This is a genomic window from Gottfriedia solisilvae, assembly GCF_002128405.1.
Classification (GTDB): Bacteria; Bacillota; Bacilli; order Bacillales; family Bacillaceae_G; genus Gottfriedia; species Gottfriedia solisilvae.
Map to the genome: position 1 here is coordinate 47,406 of NZ_NETJ01000001.1, position 17,322 is coordinate 64,727.

Sequence of the window (17,322 nt, forward strand, 5' to 3'; positions counted from 1 at the left end):
ACTATCTGATCATAATTATTTTTTACTTATTCAGAAATAAGGCTGTAAAAGAATCAAATCTATAAAGTTTAACTAAATGTACATTTTATTTCTTTATCCTTATATGACTTGTATAATTATGTTAGGAAATTTCAGTAAATTCTTATGATAAGGGAGAAAAAAATGAGCCAGTTACTTTTAGTTGAAGAAATAGATGAAATTAAAAAAAATATAACTCAATTTAATCAAGATATAGTATCGAATGATAATTTAAGAAAGAAACTTGCTCAATTTGCTCAATGGTATTATATCGAACAATTAGATATGTTCGCTCCTAGTAAGTACATTGGTTATAAAGATATGACAGCAGAGGTTTATCTTGAGAGTGATTTTTTAGAGTATGCGGATGGTAGGTCTACAGAACATAAATTAGATAAATGGTTTGTTAAAAAAGACATACCTTCTTTATTAGATAAGTTAAGAAGAACTCTTGGTTTGTATGGCCGAATACGAGTTAATGCTGAAGTTCATATTTTAAAATCAGAGATATATAGTTTTGAAGATGAAATTTTATATAATTACGGGATATTCTATGAAAATGATGAAGATAGGGTTGGTGTACCGGCAATAAGAGTTTTACCTATGTCAAGTCAGGACCCTGCTTTCGCTAATAAATCAATTATAGAGACTCAAGAGTGGTTTTTATATAATTTGCCAAATAGACATTATCAATATAAAAATGGATTAAACACACCAAGCGGTTCGTTATTTTTATTTCAATATCAAAGTCATATAATAGCAGCGGCTAAACTCTTACATAAAGAAAGGTATGAACAAGTAGCAGATGGTGGGTATAAAGGTTATTATTTATTTAATCCATCAACTATTTGCATCTTTAACCCACTCACAATTGATGACATGAAGTTAATTTGGGATGGAATAGGTCCTCTAAAGAACGCGCAGCACAACCTAAATAAAGATAAATATGAAGACTTTATGAATCTTATTTATTCTAAAGACATTCGCTTCGCTTTAGATAATGATATGGATGAGGAAACTTTTCAAAGCGAGGTTGAAAGAGTAGTCATTATTGATACTGAACCAATAGTAGATGAGCCTAAAGAAAAGTATAATTCTTCTTCTACAACTACATGCAAAAGTAATAGAAATCGAACTGTGTCAAAAAGGGCAATTAAAGTAGCAAATTACTTGTGTGAAGTAAGTGACTCCCATAAGTTCTTTATTTCAAAAGGAACAGGTGAAAACTATGTTGAAGCCCACCATTTAATACCAATGGAATTCGAAGAAGAATTTGAACATAATCTGGATGTTGAAGCGAACGTTACATCGTTATGTCCTTTATGTCATAAAAAGATTCATCATGCTACTTACGAAGAAATAACTCAAATTATCACACCTTTATATGAAGAAAGAAAAGAAAGATTAAGAAGATGCGGATTAAACATTAGTCTTGAGCAACTCCTAGAATATTATAAATAACCGTTACATTTAAATTTAAATTTAAATTGTTTTCCTATAAAAAAACCACTACTTATGTGGCCTATACGTATGAATTATCTAATCTTAGTCTCTCGTGCGCTTAATCATTTTTATGTGATTAAGCGCACTTGCTTCATTCGACTGACTAATTTTATATCTGAAATTTGAAGATCCGTAAGACTTAATTTTTCAGTTTAAAATCACTGTCGTACCTCGATTCGATTATATCTTCACAAGTCTTACATTTTATACGATTACTAGTTAATTTTATTTTAATTCACGCCTTTTTGTGCTCGAATGTAATCATAAAGGACGGTTCTCGATACACCTGTGGCTTCACATATTTCTTTAATCGTTAAAGACTTCCCCTCATATAGTTTCACAGCCTTTTTAAGTACTTTTTCATCAGTACGCTTTCTGCCACCAAGTCTACCTCTTGCTCTTGCAGAAGCCAAACCAAATTTTGTACGTTCACTAATTAAATCTCGTTCAAATTGTGCAATAACAGCCAACATTCCAAACATTGCTGTGCCTGTAGGGGTAGTTGTATCAATCCTGTCTTTTAAAGAGACTAACTGTACTCCTTTCGCTTTAAGTATTTCAAAGATTTCGATTAAGTCTTTAGTTGATCTTCCTAATCGAGATAATGACTCAATTACGATTGTATCTCCATTTTCAACATGATTAAGGAGTTCCATCAGTTGTGGACGGTCTTTTTTTGTACCAGTGATTTTTTCACTGAATATGTGGATTGGACGAATACCATAATCAATTAATTGATTTATGTATTTATCTAAATTTTGTTCGTCTGTAGAAACTCTGCAATAACCAAATGTAACTGGTTCTCTTTTTTCTTCAGTCAATTTTACCAAATCCTTTTTTTTCTTTAAAGTGTACTAAAACTCATATTTATTTTCAATATTTCGTACATAGTTTTTAGAATGAGTTTTAGTACTGAAAATGAATTAAAAATACCTTAAAATTTACTTACTTAAAAAGTACACGAAAAACGAACGTTTTTAGTTCTATTTCAACTTTAAAAAATGCGATAATATAAAAGTCATAAAAACTATAAAACTTGTAAAATATGTAAAAATATAAATCTATTTAATGGAAACGAGCGTGTGGAGAAATTTGTGGCTTGATTTTCAAGTCCTTAAAATGAATACTACAAAAAAAACCAGCCTATTACTGACTGGTTTTTTTAGAGTAAAGCAAGGGGAATTTTTTTGTAATATCTTTTAATTGTTTCATTAATTCATAATGTTTATACTTTTTATTTTTTAAAACAAATCTTCATCCTCATATTTATCTGCAAGGTAATCTAGCATACCCTTATCTAAGTCTGGCTGCTCATTCAATGCTTTAATAACATCTTGTGCTCTATCATCAGATATAGAAAATAGTGTATCTCCAGGTAACGGTCTGATATCTAATCCAACCTCTTTAAATTGTACACCAGGTTTTGGACCAACAATCCACACTAAATCGATTGAGTAAGGCCATCTATCTACATCTACTTTCTTAATTGAAGAAATAACTTTTGTTAATCCAATGATTTTCTTTTCTGGTGAGGTTGCATAGATAAACATATATTGACCAACTTCAATTTTTTCAGCAACAGTTCTTCTATTTTTCGGAAAAGCCGCTCTTGGCTTATCTTTACTACGATAAATGCCTGGATAGACAACTTTGATCATATACTTTGAAACAGAATTTCGTTTCCAATGTGGAACTTCTTTAAAAATTTCTTCAACTGGTTGTTGATTTGTTTGTTGCAGTAAATTCACTTTCACATTTAATTGCTCTACCACATTTTCTAATACTTCTAATCGTTTTAACATTTCATTCATGACAATCCCTCCATAGTTGTTAGTGAGTCACGTATACTTAATAGTTCACTTGTATTAAGTGAATACTTAATTTATATTGTCACTTATCTTGTTTTATTCTTATATTAAAAAATTTTCGAACGATATTCACTTCAACATTCAGTCCGTTTTACAAAGTGATAGGATTTTAATACTTTGATTACTTCCTCCAGTGTCATGATACCCATTCTTTTCCTCTCATGTTTTATCAAATTTTGTTCAGTTTTTTCTCATTTTATCTGATTTTGTTCAATTTTTACGACTTTTTACAAAAAAAATCTGTTTATATTCGATTTTATCAATTTTTTTCGAGTTTTTACGGATTTTGTTCAGTTTTATCAGATTTTTTCGGATTTTGTTCAAGATGGGTAAGATTGCCCTTAAAAAACCCCCTAAAAACCGCAATATCCGACCGTATAGGCGCAATATAGTGCCAAAAAGTGGGTTTAATTCCGTTTCAAGCGCTCTGAATCGCTCTAGGCGTGTTTCAAGCGTTTTTGTTGCACTTGACCAACTTTTTCTCACCTGTGTTTCCTTCTTATCTATCTATATAGTAATAGGAAAGAGATGCAGTTGATGATTTCAGAAGGAATAACTGGTACTGATACGAAAAATAAGAATATATAGGAAAATGGTAGAGGAAGTGAATCGTGCCATATAGAGGATTGTCAGTAAAAATGCACTATGGTATGGTAATGATTGTTGTTAATCAATATTAATACAGTAAATTGGTGTTTGGAATCCTCGTGTGGAAAGCGCAGGATTCTCTTTTTTCACCAAAAAAGCAGCCACTCATGAATAGTCACGAATGGCTAGCGTTTTATTATTCTTTGATTGTTGTCACTACTCCATCATCAAAATAGATGTAACGATCAAAACTACTAGTTTATTGATATAGAAGTTCTTTAATAACTAAGATGCCAGTTCAAAAATACGTTTTTGTGTTCTAAGATAACTCTGTAATTTAATTACTGGATTGTCAGATAGTGAATGTATATCTTTTTCTATTATAGTTAGTTCAATCGAATTATTTGCTGCAAGTAGTTTTGTATACTCAAAACTACAATTCAAAAGCAAATTAATCTCTTCAAACGAAAAAATGTTTATTTTTTCAAAGTTAGGTAGTGTTTTAAAATCATCTAAGCGTTTCATAAATTCTTCAACTATTCCCAATGTAAGAGAGTCGTTTTCCAGAGCATTTCGATAGATCTTTAGAGACTTTTTAAGTTTATTACAAATATCATGTTTATGTTTTTTAATTTTTGCTAGTGTTATACTTAACTTAGTTCCTGCCCAAACGGTATCTCTGTGGTTCCATGCTAAACGTAAAGCCTTTACCGCAAGTGCTCCTGGCTTAATTTCAATAGAGTTAACAGGGTCATACATTTTTGCTATTTGTCCCTTTTGCTTACCTGTATTATGCCGTATGACCCCACCACTTCTGCTTAACTCTCCAGTTTCACACTTACTAGCAACATCATCCTCAATTATATATGTATCTTGGAAAACTCTCATTTTTTCATCTCCTGTTATCTATCTCACTAGTTAACTTTCTAACTTTATACTCTTATATTAAACGGTATTTATTAAAATATCTAACGGGAATTAGAATTATGTAACATATTCAGTGAAATTTACATATGTTCCTTTAGGAAAAGAGGGGTTTTTGTTTTCCATTCATTTTTTCTCCGTTCAAACCTTCCTATTTCCACGTAGAGCGGATTAAGTGGGGTTTTCGGCAGTATATCGTACCAATTCAGTCGGTTATTGCACCTCTAGCGGTAAGATATTGACTTCTATTTCCTGTAAGGAAAGTGATTCTTGAATCGCATTCCCATTGTTGTTTTCAATTATCCTGTTTCTACATACACTTTCTTCTATATATATTTGCCTGGGTTCTTAAGGTAACGTTTATTAAATTATTCATACTTAAAAAAATACAGAAATGAAAAAACTACTTTTTCTTTAATATTCATTCATTAATTTTAATCGAGATATTTAGAAAAGATCTTCCGAAATAATACAGAAACTTTTTAGAATAAATGAGAGTTTTAAGATATAAATATTTTTTTATTTTTTGAAGGAAACTTCTTGGAGAATTCTCTCATAGTCTTCCTTAAACATCCATTTGTATCCAACAGCAGTTTCTCTTTTTCCATAACAACATTCTGAAATCATTGAACGTTTAGATATGTTTTGGGCGCGTGCTGCTTCAGAGATACTTGCATATTCTGTAATAATCTCACCATTTAAAGATAATTGAATTATTTGTTTTGAAATGTGAAAATAAGGAACATAATTACATAACGATAATGAGTCTCCATTTTTCAAGTAATTATGTATGGTATTTTTTGATAAACCAAATATTTTTCCAATCTCTTCTTTGTCTTTAATACCTTCATTCCACAGTTCGCAAGCGGATATAACTAAACTATTACATGCAAATTCATGGCATTCGTTCCAATTTATATTCGAGAGATCAAAATAACTGTTTAGACTACTATTTAATATGCTATTCTTTATCCAATTAAGTTCGGAGTGCCTACAGTCAATAACTATATATATTTCAATTCCATTTTCTTTTGCTAATTTTTCTTTTAATATATCATTTTCTAATTCTTCAACTAGCCTTCTTCCGCCAAATCTCTCAAAACTTGGGTAAAAATGTTGTAACCCATGAATTTCAATTATCATTTTCATATTTTGAATATAGTTATCATATCTTTTAGTTCCACTTAAACTAGAGTTATGATAAATGATATTTTTCGACCAATTAAAAATTTTTTGCGTTTCAAAATCAACATTTAAAGCCTTTAATAGTTTAAATATAAACTTTTCCCCGTAAGGTATACCATCTCCACATATTGAACAAGTAAAACCCTTATTTGCCATACTATAAATTGTTTTCAATTGTTCATGCGCACAATTTGGACATATAAAACATTCTTTTTTAGAACTACCAGATGTTAATTCATAGCCTTTTTGAGGATCTTTTAAGTGTTTAGCAATATGAGGACTTGTAGTCCAAAGACAATTTGTATGGTTTACTTTTCTACTATTACAATATGGACAATTTCTACTACGTCTACGCTCTGGCGTCATTTTATATTCACTTTTGCATTTTTGACATTCCCATAAATAAAGAGTTTTGGAACCATAATTTATTTCACATGGTTTCTTTTTATTTTTATTACTAAATTCAATCATTAAAAATTCTTTTCCATTTATTTTGGCCCAATATTCCAATGATTTCTCATATAAAACATCAACATTATTCTTTTGAACAAATACTCTCCTTTTAGTTGCACATTTAAAACATCTATCCTTACCATCCCCTCTTTCTCTACTAAGATGAATTTTAAAATAAGGAAGATTTTTAGTTTTTTTACCGCATTCATCACAAACTTTAGTTAATTTTTTTTGACTAAATTTGGGTAAATCATTTATTAATACTAATATTTTTGTTCCTTTCCTTATTACCATTTTGTTTTTTGACCCATCAAATGTACGAGGTATTCTATATCCTAAATTTTCGTAGTGTTCAAATGTATTAGAACTTAAAGTTACCCAAATTTTTTCCTCTAATATCGACATCTAGATTCCCTCAAGAGTTCAAATTTTTTTTATAGTTTTCCATATTTTCCTAAAATTATTTATGGTTTTTACTAAATGGTGAGTGTACATTTACCCAATTGTATACCTTGTAATTTATAATTTTGTGAGATAAATAAATTCCCTATAATAATTTTCTGCTAATTTAAATTTTTTCTCCAAATTATTTATTTTATTATTTTATTTTTTCCATAAGTATTTTCATTTCTAGAATTTATAATAACGTTATATCCAAAAATTTTATTTTTAAACCAAGTTTTTATACAAATCTATTAATCTATGCGCGAAACATTTGTTTCGCGCATAGATTGAAAAAAATAACGAGTCTCTATTTTTTATATTTAAAAAGTCACTACCTTTTTTTAGATAGTGACTTTGAACTTCTTTATATACCTTATTTACTTTCTTATACTCTTTTTAATTTTTGAGGTAAGAAGTTGAGAAGTTTAATAAGTGAATTATAAACTTGTAATTATCATAGAATATTTTAAAAAAAGAACTACCTTCTGAAAAAGTAGTTCTTTTTTACTTATAACCTAATTTTTAGGATAATGAAATAACATCACTGCTAAATCTAATTCTTTATTCGGATCTCCTTATAGATGGAACTTGAATTGATACCATCCATCCCCTTGATGACCCTTGTAATCAAGGTTTCTTTTCACCGTTGTAATTTGTTTTGACCTTGGCAACTCGCTGCTTGTGTTCTGCGTATAGAAATATACCAACTGCTGCTAATTCGATATGTCAAAAAATAGAACGATCATATTTAATTAGTATTAATTATTAAAAAGTACAAAGAATTTTCAAAAAAATTATATGATTTTTCTTAATTCATATTTGAAGATAAAATTAGTTTGAACACAGTCAATAAAGTATTCTAGCATATAATCGAAATTTTCATCTATACATTCTTCCCAAATTAAGTTAATAAAATGAACTAAACTGGACAAATTCTTTGAAACCTCTGCACATTCGAATGGTGGTACTATTCCACTAGTCATTTTATTATAAAAATCTAAAAAATTTTCTATTGGCATTTTTTTTGATTTTATATTTTTAACTTTTATTTTTAGATTTTCTTCTGTAAGATTGTTATCTGTATATAAATTAATAATTTCATAGAGTTCATTATAAAAATACAAAAATTCTGTATAAACTTTTTCCGTAATTTCCAAATAATTTTCTTTTAAGATTTGTTTAGTCTCTATTCTTCTAGCAAAATACTCATGCCCTATAACCCATTGTATTAATATATCATCAATTTTTTCGTTAACATCTATTATTCCCCAATAATTTTCTTTTGATTGCTTTATCTTCCAAAGCGTTCTACAAAAAGGTATTCCAAAAACCGATTGCTGTATGTCAGAAAAATAATCAATCCATATTTGATCACTTTTGTATTTATTTCTTAAATTTTCATTGATATACTTGATTGCAATTCTCATTGCATCTTTACTAGAAGCCAAAGTTTTATCTATACTAATTTTAATTCTAGTAAGATTTATATTTTCATCATTTTCTATTCTTCTCTCTTTTAATAATAAAAAATATTGCTCAGCAATTTTTGCTTTTCTAAAATTTATTATTTCATTAATTCCTGTTGAAGATATTTCAGTTAGTTGATTATAGAAATGATCTTCATGAATTATGAGATTATCTTTAGGAATTTTTATTCTTACTTTAGAAGCATTTAGCCTCCATGTTGGGTTTTCACGTTCTAAAGTTTCATAAATATACTTTTGTACAAAGAGCCAATATGCTTGACCTCCACTAGTGTTGTCGTCATATAAAAAAATAAGTACAGGTACTTCACAAATATCACAAAAATTTAAGAACTTTACTGGACAATCGTAGATTACTTCCCCAAGTTCTTCTTTAATATCGATATCTTTAGTAGATTTTAATTGTACTTTTATGAACTTTGCTGTTGTTATTCTTTCTTTAAAAATTTCTATTTCTACATCTATATCGTTATCGTTTTCAGTTTTTCTAAACTTCCATCCCTTTTTTACAAAAAAACTCTCTACATAGTTTCTCGATATATCTTCTCGTTGTTGATTTTCTGTATATTGAGAAAGTAGAGTATCGCTCTTTGACATATTTAATTTACCCCTTTTTAACATGACTTTGTGATTCTTAACTTTTTACGACTTATTTTATAAATTTTCGATAAATTTTGTCAATATTAACTTTAGATAGTGCTTTAAATCACACATGATAGTTCTTTTGAAGATTAGTTCTTCTGAGTTAAATGTTTGTATTAGTTTAATTCATTCAATAACTAATCCCTATTGTAAAAGATAGTTTTTGAATGTACAGTTATGAATATATAACTAGTTTAGAAGAGGAAGATGAATAACATGTATACAGATTATTCAAAAAAAATACAAAGTAATATTATATATTTACATCAGTTAAGAGTCGAAGGAATAAAAAATGCAAAAAAAATTATTGGTAAATCTCTCTTTTTAGAGGATATATATTTTTTAAGTTTAGTAGACAAGTGTCTTAGATTAACTGATGGTTTCTTAAAAATGATTGAATCGAGAAATTTGACTTGCTCTGGATTCATGTTAAGAATACAGTTAGATATTTGTATGAGAACTTACGCTATTTTCATCGCTGAGGATAAAGATAAAGTTCAAAAAAGTATTTTTTCAAATAAATATCAACTTAATAAACTTAAAAGCGAAGAAGGAGTAAAAATGACAGATGGTTACTTAAGTGGAAGACTAAATGAAATAGATCCTACATTTAAGGAAGTCTATAAAAATACTTCTGGATATATCCATCATTCTGAGCAAGCGTTTTATTCAATAAATCGTTCCGATACGGTATTTTCAAATCAAATAGCATTTGATATTGGACACGAACTTCCTCATTCTTTTGACAAAATTCTAAATGAATGTATTGAGGCTTTTAATTATTTTGTAGAGTTTTTTTACAAATTACTAGACCCAGTTATAAAATCCAAAGAAAAATTTGATAATGAAAACCAATAAAATTAATCCTGCGATAAACCACTAGGCAATCATTTTGAATACTTGAGTCTATATTAAACTTATTGCTAAATATTAGCATGTTTTAATCGTTAAACGAATCCCTAAAAATATATATTTCACATAAGACATTGATCTTGTAAGTTGTAAATAAAAAAGATAGCTAAACTTAAAGTTTAGCTATCTTTAATTTATTTCGCGATAGGGTGAAACACAATATAAATCGTTATTTTATACGATACCACTTAAAGATATGTAATTCTGTGTTTGAACAAGACTATATTAGTAATTGGTATATTTTTGTTGAATATCAGCAAATTTTATTTGGCAGTAACTCCAATTAAATCTGTCATACAGCATAATCTCTTCATTTAACTTTTGCTTTAGATTAATATACGATTTTCTCAATTTTATATGATATTCTTCATTTAGAACTTGCTTATTTAGCCATCCAATTTCATTAATAATGGAATGGAAATATGAAAAATGCTGATAATCAATAATATTTTGTGAGTCTTCAAGAAAATTATATAACTGATCAATTTTATTAATTAGTAGTTCTACAGACATTGAGCCATTTTGTAATTCAAATCTATTCAGATTCATAATAGGTATTTTCAAGACTAGTTGAATTAGTTTATTCTTTAATATATATATTTGGATAAAACTATTAATCTTCTCATCATAATGCTCAAATGCGTCTAAAATCTCACTATTATTTTGATGGATATTAATAATTTTTGTTTTTATTAAATTATAAATATCATTAAATAACTCAATTGAATTAATAGAATTAGTAAGTTCTTTCTTTTTATTGTCTTCCAATAAAAGACTTATTAGTAATTCATTCATTACCTTTAAAGATGTTATTTTTTCGAATGATTCTTTTAAACTTCCATGATTATACTGATTCTCTTCAAATAAATATAACCAACAGACCATATGCAAATAACCTGTTACATCTAAGATTATTTGTAGTTCTATGTTTTCTAGATAGTATAATGAAGTTGATTTTTCATTGTTATTCAAAAATTCAATATTTGATTCTTGTAACAATAAACTAGTTCTTTCAAGAAAATCAGGATATTTCACAATAGGGTTTCTATTTTGATTCCCTATTAACTCAAATATTTGGGCTAATGTAATTTTATTTTCATTTGTCAAATCCACTGTTATATCAGAGAAAGTTTTTATTCTACGAGTTAAAATATTTGGACTTACTTTTTCTTGTGAATAATTTATGGCTACTAGCATTTCTGTAAGTTTAGTATAATTCCAATGTTCACTTTTTATTTCCTCCATCGAATCTAATTCTTCTAATAATTCCTCATTTTTAGTTTTAATTTTTGAGAATATGTCAGATGATATTTTATCTGAATAAATTAGTTTGTTATAAAATTCATATTCCCTACTTTTTAAAATTTGCTGAGTTTCATAAATTAAGATTTTACTTGTTTCTCTAAAAAATGACTTTAAAAATATATCAGTATTATTGTCTACAAAAAGACCTATATCGCCTGATTTAACAATCTTTTCGTAGATCTCTTTGAATATTACTTTAAAGATATTTAATTTAAAGATTAGTAAATTAATATTTATAACATCATTTTCTAAATCAAAATTCGAACTACTACTGTTAAAGTTATTTTCAACAAAAATGAAACTCTCTCTAACTCCTGAGACGATTTTTTTTATGTATCTTGGATTACTAAGTTTACTGTTAAAATCTTTCAATTGCTCATTAATCTTATTGATGTCATCTGATAATACTTGATAAATTACTTCTTTTTTGTCAATTTTCTCTAACTTCTTTTTATCTTTTTCGATTCCTTCTTTTATATTGGTTGAAATAACTTCCAAATAATCTTTATATGACGACTTTAATTTCTGGAGTTCACTCAAAATAAAGGTATCTTTAAATTCTGGAAAAAGAGTTTCAAAATAATGTTTAAATATTTCATCATTTTCAATTTTTTTTAATTCAAATTTGGTATTAATAAACTTCTCTAAGTAAGCAACCGAAATTCTTTCAGATACAATTTTTTCATAATCGACAATTAATAAAACAATTACTCCTTTTAAATCAACAATTTCTTTAATAAATGTTAAGGTACTATAAATAGTCTCTTCTTCAACTCTGTCTAAATCATCTATAATAATAATAATTCTCTTTTGTAAATCAAGCAATTTTTGAATATTAATCTCTAAATTTTCCTTAAATTCCCGTAAATCCTCTTTTTTATCTTCTGGAAATAAGTCAAAAAAATTTACAATGTTATTAATGTTTTTATTACCTACTAATTTAAGTAATAAATTAAAGTAATTCTGGTATGGACTCCCTTTACCAGTATAAATTTCATTTTGATTCATTATTGTTTCTAATTGACCGAAAACATAGTTTATCAATTTCTCTCTCGTATCTATTATCATTGGCTGTACAAAGATTACTTCGTTACTATCTTCTTTTAAATTTTCAATTAAAGCATTTACAAAACTTGTCTTCCCTTCTCCCCATTCTGCACTAATTGCTAATGCATAAGGATCATATATATCCAAATCATTCAAAAAACCATAAATCCTATTAAACTCTTTTTTTCTTGTAGGGAATAACTCATCTAATGACCTGACTGGTAAATCGGAAAGTTCCGTATGTTTAGAAATAATTTCAACTTGTTCATCAAATGCATAGAATATCCATACGATTATTAACGCCAAGAAAATAAATAGAATAGATTCTATTTTACTTTGTAGTATAATTGACAGTGTTAATGACACTAACAATAAGAAATATATAAAATTTAAGTAATTTTTTATTACCTGTTTAACGGTTTTTCTATAAAAAAATAATTCTCTAAAAAAGATTAACGTCATTAAAGTAAATAGAATCAATCCTATTTTTGCAAAATAAGAAAGAGTAATTCCTGTAAATAAAGTACTTGCAATACCTCTAAAAACTATACCATTAAAGATCGCTAAAACTAGATAAAATATAAAACTAATAATTTTTTTTCTTTCAATATTACTTTCCATTTTCCATACCTCAAACTTTTTAAATTTAATTCTTTTAGACTAAAATTAATTAAATATTATTTGCAATTTCTACCTTTTAAATATATCACCAATTGTATATTTCAAGTAGAATTACTTTATTATTAGATAAATCAAGAAAAATATAAATACTACACAAATTTAATATGTCTCCCCCTAGCGATTATTGTTCTATTTTAAGTTGAGATGTTGTTGTGCCATCCCTTTACGGATTTTATAATTTGTACCGGGCTCATGCCCGTTTAATTTTGTTTTTTATCTCTAAAAATAACCTTACCCAAAAGTGAAAAAGAGACTGATCCATCAGTCTCCTTAACAACAATTCTTCCTTTAGAAAAACATCTAGCACAAAACATAGTATTAATTACATTCAAAAATATTGAAAAAATATCAACCCTAGATTAATATATGATTATCCTCATAATATACTATACAATCATCATAATTAATAAATTTTCAAATAAATTTTGTAATCTTCCGATAAGTTTCCATATTCTTCGGCTTACTATATATTATGTAAACTAGAAAAAGTGAAGCGTACCAATAACTACAGTTACTCACTTCCGATAATTTTCGTTATTAGGTAGTTCTTGGTATCACTTTCACAATAAGTAACGGATATTACCCATAATCTTTAAGGTCATTACATTAAGTATTTGGTTCGGTACATAATTCTCGGCTGCATCCTTATAACCAAAATATTAGGAGGTTTTTTGCAAATGAATATTCAACATACTGTTGATGAATTTTTATCTTACATTAAAATTGAGAAAAATTTATCAAACAATACTTTCAACTCATATGAGAATGATTTGCACTGTTTTATTCAGTTTCTAAAGAAACATAATGGATCACTCGTTCTTTATGAAGTTACATTATCTACTTTATGATGATGAAGAAGTAAAATTATATCTTTCTAAACAACTACTCTTAATGCATTTAGACGATGAATCAATAAGGATTACTTATTAATTACGACTCTTTTTATTATGTTTATTAAAACAGGTATAAGGAAAAAACAGGGTATCTTTTCCTGAATCCTAAACCCTATTTCTTCTTATCCTGCACTATTAGTTTTTATAAATAAAGTAATCAAAATCGGCATGAAGATTCTGTCCAGTTGTATCCTGACATTGCATACCAACAAATGCACCTGTAAAGAATCCTCCGCCTTGAATATAATCATCAGAAAGCTTATAAGAGTAGAAAGTTACTGGTAGAACTGTCCAGTTTTCACCGTCAAATGAATAAGAATATTGGTAAATATTCGTTTTCACATCAACTCGTAGATATACATACTCAACATGCTCTGGAATTACGATTTCATTTCCTTGAAGAGGTTGATCAAACGTGAAATTATCACATGAAACAAACTCTAAAATTCGACCTTTGCTTTCATTCCAAGTAATTTGGCATGAAGACCAGTTTTGCGTATTATAATAGTTTACTAGTCCCGCAGATTGATGGAATGTATTAGGATAAAACGCAACTTTTGTCTCAGCCGTAAAATTAAAATGCTGCCAGCGTCTTGCTACGAATGCTTGAGTGAATTTAGATGTCAATGATTCCTTACCGTATAAACGTAAATGGCCTGGGTTATCCTTTAGTGAAACTACGTTTTCACCAAGAGGAATTCTTAATTTTTGAAAATGCATGTTTAAGATTTCTGAGTTAAAGTCGTCTTTTTCCGGATAATCACGTTCCCACTTTACTTCTTCAATACTTGGTCCTTCTATTTCAAGTGAAGGATGATTTCCTCCAACTACATATGGCCAGTCGTTTTTCCACTCTAGTCTTTGAATAGCAGTCTCTCTTCCAAGTGGACAAAAGCCTCTTGGATCTAATAATGGTTGCCCTTCTCTTGGTAAAGGTCTTCCAGTTAAATGAACAAGAAACCATTCATCTGTATGGGTTTGGACAATTGATGCATGACCCGCTTTTTGCAGTGGAATTCTTGGTGAATGGAATGACGAAATTAATGGATTTTCTGGATGAACCTCATACGGTCCCTTTAATTGTTTGGATCGTGCAATTGTAGCTTGGTGATCATATTTCGTACCACCCTCAGCTGTTAATAAATAGTAGTAACCATTCATTTTATATAAGTGTGGTGCTTCTGTTAGCTTAATATCCGTTCCTTTAAAGATCACTTCCGATTTACCGATCAGTTTCTTTTCTTCAACACTATATTCTTGTAAAGAAATACCATAAAAATTATGATTTCCTAAACGATGGTCCCAAACCATATTAACTAAATACTTCTTACCATCTTCATCATGAAATAGAGAAGGGTCAAACCCTGTACTGTTTAAATAAATTGGATCAGACCATTCACCATCGATTGTCTCGCAAGTTGCAAGGTAATTATGACAATCCTTCCATTGTCCTTCAACTACTTTTACATCCGTATAAATTAACCAAAACTGTCCGTCACGATAAGATAATGCAGGGGCCCAAATACCGCCTGAATCGGGATTTCCCGTCATATTTAATTGACTCAAACGATTTAATGGTCTAGAGATTAGACGCCAATTTTTTAAATCCTTTGAATGATAAATTCCAACACCTGGAAACCATTCAAAAGTAGAAACTGCAATATAATAGTCTTCCCCTACTCGACAAATACTTGGATCCGGATTGAATCCCGGTAAAATCGGATTACGAATGATAGCCATTTTACACCCTCCATGTTTATCTATTTATTTCATGCCATTATTAATTTTTACTGCCGTGTCAAAAAAGTTCACACTACTTTCTAAATTCAAAAAGCTGCTGATTTAGCTCTTTTGTTTGTAAATAGACCTGTTTATAGATGATGTAGAGCTTTTCATACATTTTTACATTCTCTAAAACTGGCTTATATTCATTAACTGGTTTAATAAATTCCTCTGCACAATTCTCTAATGAATCAAACCAGTTGCATCCGTATGCGGCAATCATTGCAGCGCCCATTCCTGGACCTTGCTCACTTGATAGCTTAATAATTGTCGCGTTAAATATATCTGCCTGCATTTGTAGCCAAACTGGATTTTTTGCTCCGCCACCAATTGAAATGATTGAATCAATCTTTTTACCATTCTTTCGAAAAATTTCAATTGATTCATTTAATGAGAATGTAATTCCTTCCATTACTGCTCGTGCAAAATCACATCTTTTATGTGATGCGTCCATTCCAATAAAACTTCCTCTAATACTAAAATCAGCATGTGGAGTTCTTTCTCCAACTAAGTAGGGAGTGAATAATAAACCATTTGAACCAATTGAAACTTGGTCAACATCCTCTAGTAGCTGTTGAAAACTTTCATTTTCAGCGAATGTATCCTTAAACCAGCTTAATGAAAATCCAGCCGCCAACGTAACACCCATCGAGTAATAGGCATCTTCTTTTCCATGATTGAAATAGTGAACTTTTCCTTTAAAGTCTTGATCTCCATGTTCTTCGTAGGAAAGGACAACACCAGAAGTACCGATACTACATAATGTATTACCTTCAGTTAAGATTCCGGAACCAATAGCCCCACATGCATTATCTGCGCCACCTGCGAACACTTTAACTTCTGGACTTAAACCTGTTTGATTTGATACTTCCTTTGTAATCGTTCCAATAAAGTCGTGTGACTCTACTAAAGGCGGACAAATCTCTAAGGAAATGCCTAACTTATTACAAATTTCCTCGCTCCATTGCTTATCCTTCACATTTAATAGTAATGTACCTGCTGCATCAGAAAATTCAGTGTGTATTCTTCCAGTTAAGCGATAACGAAGATAATCTTTTGGAAGTAAGAAAACTGCTGTCTGATTAAATAGTCCTGGTTCATTTTCCTTTACCCATAAAAGCTTTGGTAAAGTAAATCCTTCTAACGCAGGGTTTTTCGTTATTTCAAGTAAACGATTCTTTCCTACTACTTCATTGATAAATTCACATTGTTTTGTTGTTCTTGTATCATTCCATAAAATAGCATTTCGAAGATACTTATTTTCTTTATCTAGCAGAACCAATCCATGCATTTGTCCTGAGAAGCTAATGCCTTCAATATCATTTATATCTCCATCAAATCCACTGATTAAAGCAGATAGTCCATCAATCGTTTTTTCAACCCACTCTTCCGGATTTTGCTCACTATACCCGGATCTCTCTTGTATCAGTGGGTAGGCACGTGTAACCTCTTGACATACTTCTCCAGATTGATTAACTAATAAGATTTTTACTGCACTTGTACCTAAATCAATACCTAAAACGTATTTCATTCCACTCATCCTTTTGTCGTTTTTGAGAGTACAGTATGAGAAAAATGTGCTGGAAACATTGA

Annotated in this window: 12 protein-coding genes; 3 read left to right on the forward strand and 9 right to left on the reverse strand. The window is 29.0% G+C overall.

The window, feature by feature from the left end; genetic code table 11:
• The first annotated feature begins 162 nt into the window (after window positions 1-162).
• Window positions 163-1,479, forward strand: a complete 1,317-nt coding sequence (locus CAB05_RS00160; protein WP_087997743.1) for an HNH endonuclease — start codon at window positions 163-165, stop codon at window positions 1,477-1,479.
• Window positions 1,480-1,660: 181 nt separating this feature from the next.
• Here CAB05_RS00160 and CAB05_RS22765 read toward each other — a convergent pair whose 3' ends face one another.
• The 6 genes from CAB05_RS22765 to CAB05_RS00190 all read right to left on the reverse strand — a co-directional run bounded on the left by CAB05_RS22765 (window position 1,661) and on the right by CAB05_RS00190 (window position 9,064).
• Entirely contained in the window at window positions 1,661-1,756 is a 96-nt protein-coding gene (locus CAB05_RS22765; RefSeq protein WP_442903101.1) for a DUF7695 domain-containing protein, read from the reverse strand.
• Window positions 1,752-2,342 (reverse strand): recombinase family protein, encoded by a 591-nt coding sequence (locus CAB05_RS00165; protein WP_213087722.1) that lies wholly within the window; start codon window positions 2,340-2,342, stop codon window positions 1,752-1,754. Before CAB05_RS00165 ends, CAB05_RS22765 begins: the two co-directional genes overlap by 5 nt.
• 420 nt (window positions 2,343-2,762) lie before the next feature.
• Window positions 2,763-3,332: a hypothetical protein gene (locus tag CAB05_RS00170; protein WP_087997745.1), complete on the reverse strand. Its 570-nt coding sequence runs from the start codon at window positions 3,330-3,332 to the stop codon at window positions 2,763-2,765.
• Window positions 3,333-4,262: 930 nt separating this feature from the next.
• Window positions 4,263-4,865 (reverse strand): hypothetical protein, encoded by a 603-nt coding sequence (locus CAB05_RS00180; RefSeq protein ID WP_087997747.1) that lies wholly within the window; start codon window positions 4,863-4,865, stop codon window positions 4,263-4,265.
• 555 nt (window positions 4,866-5,420) lie between these two features.
• Window positions 5,421-6,944, reverse strand: a complete 1,524-nt coding sequence (locus CAB05_RS00185; protein WP_087997748.1) for a zinc-ribbon domain-containing protein — start codon at window positions 6,942-6,944, stop codon at window positions 5,421-5,423.
• Window positions 6,945-7,777: 833 nt separating this feature from the next.
• Window positions 7,778-9,064, reverse strand: a complete 1,287-nt coding sequence (locus CAB05_RS00190) for a DUF4365 domain-containing protein (RefSeq protein WP_158093130.1) — start codon at window positions 9,062-9,064, stop codon at window positions 7,778-7,780.
• A gap of 261 nt (window positions 9,065-9,325) precedes the next feature.
• Here CAB05_RS00190 and CAB05_RS00195 point away from each other — a divergent pair, with 261 nt between their 5' ends.
• On the forward strand, window positions 9,326-9,967 hold the full coding sequence (locus CAB05_RS00195; protein ID WP_087997750.1) for a hypothetical protein: 642 nt from the start codon (window positions 9,326-9,328) through the stop codon (window positions 9,965-9,967).
• 279 nt (window positions 9,968-10,246) lie between these two features.
• Here CAB05_RS00195 and CAB05_RS00200 read toward each other — a convergent pair whose 3' ends face one another.
• Window positions 10,247-12,994, reverse strand: coding sequence for a P-loop NTPase fold protein (locus tag CAB05_RS00200; protein ID WP_087997751.1), 2,748 nt, complete (start codon window positions 12,992-12,994; stop codon window positions 10,247-10,249).
• Window positions 12,995-13,731: 737 nt separating this feature from the next.
• Between CAB05_RS00200 and CAB05_RS00205 the strand changes: the two genes are divergently transcribed.
• Window positions 13,732-13,902, forward strand: coding sequence for a site-specific integrase (locus CAB05_RS00205; RefSeq protein ID WP_087997752.1), 171 nt, complete (start codon window positions 13,732-13,734; stop codon window positions 13,900-13,902).
• 180 nt (window positions 13,903-14,082) lie between these two features.
• Here the strand turns inward: CAB05_RS00205 and CAB05_RS00210 are convergent, their stop codons facing one another.
• On the reverse strand, window positions 14,083-15,687 hold the full coding sequence (locus CAB05_RS00210) for a glycoside hydrolase family 43 protein (protein ID WP_087997753.1): 1,605 nt from the start codon (window positions 15,685-15,687) through the stop codon (window positions 14,083-14,085).
• A 73-nt stretch (window positions 15,688-15,760) separates the two neighbouring features.
• Complete coding sequence (gene xylB, locus CAB05_RS00215) at window positions 15,761-17,260, reverse strand: xylulokinase (RefSeq protein WP_087997754.1); 1,500 nt, start codon at window positions 17,258-17,260, stop codon at window positions 15,761-15,763.
• Window positions 17,261-17,322 lie beyond the last annotated feature (62 nt).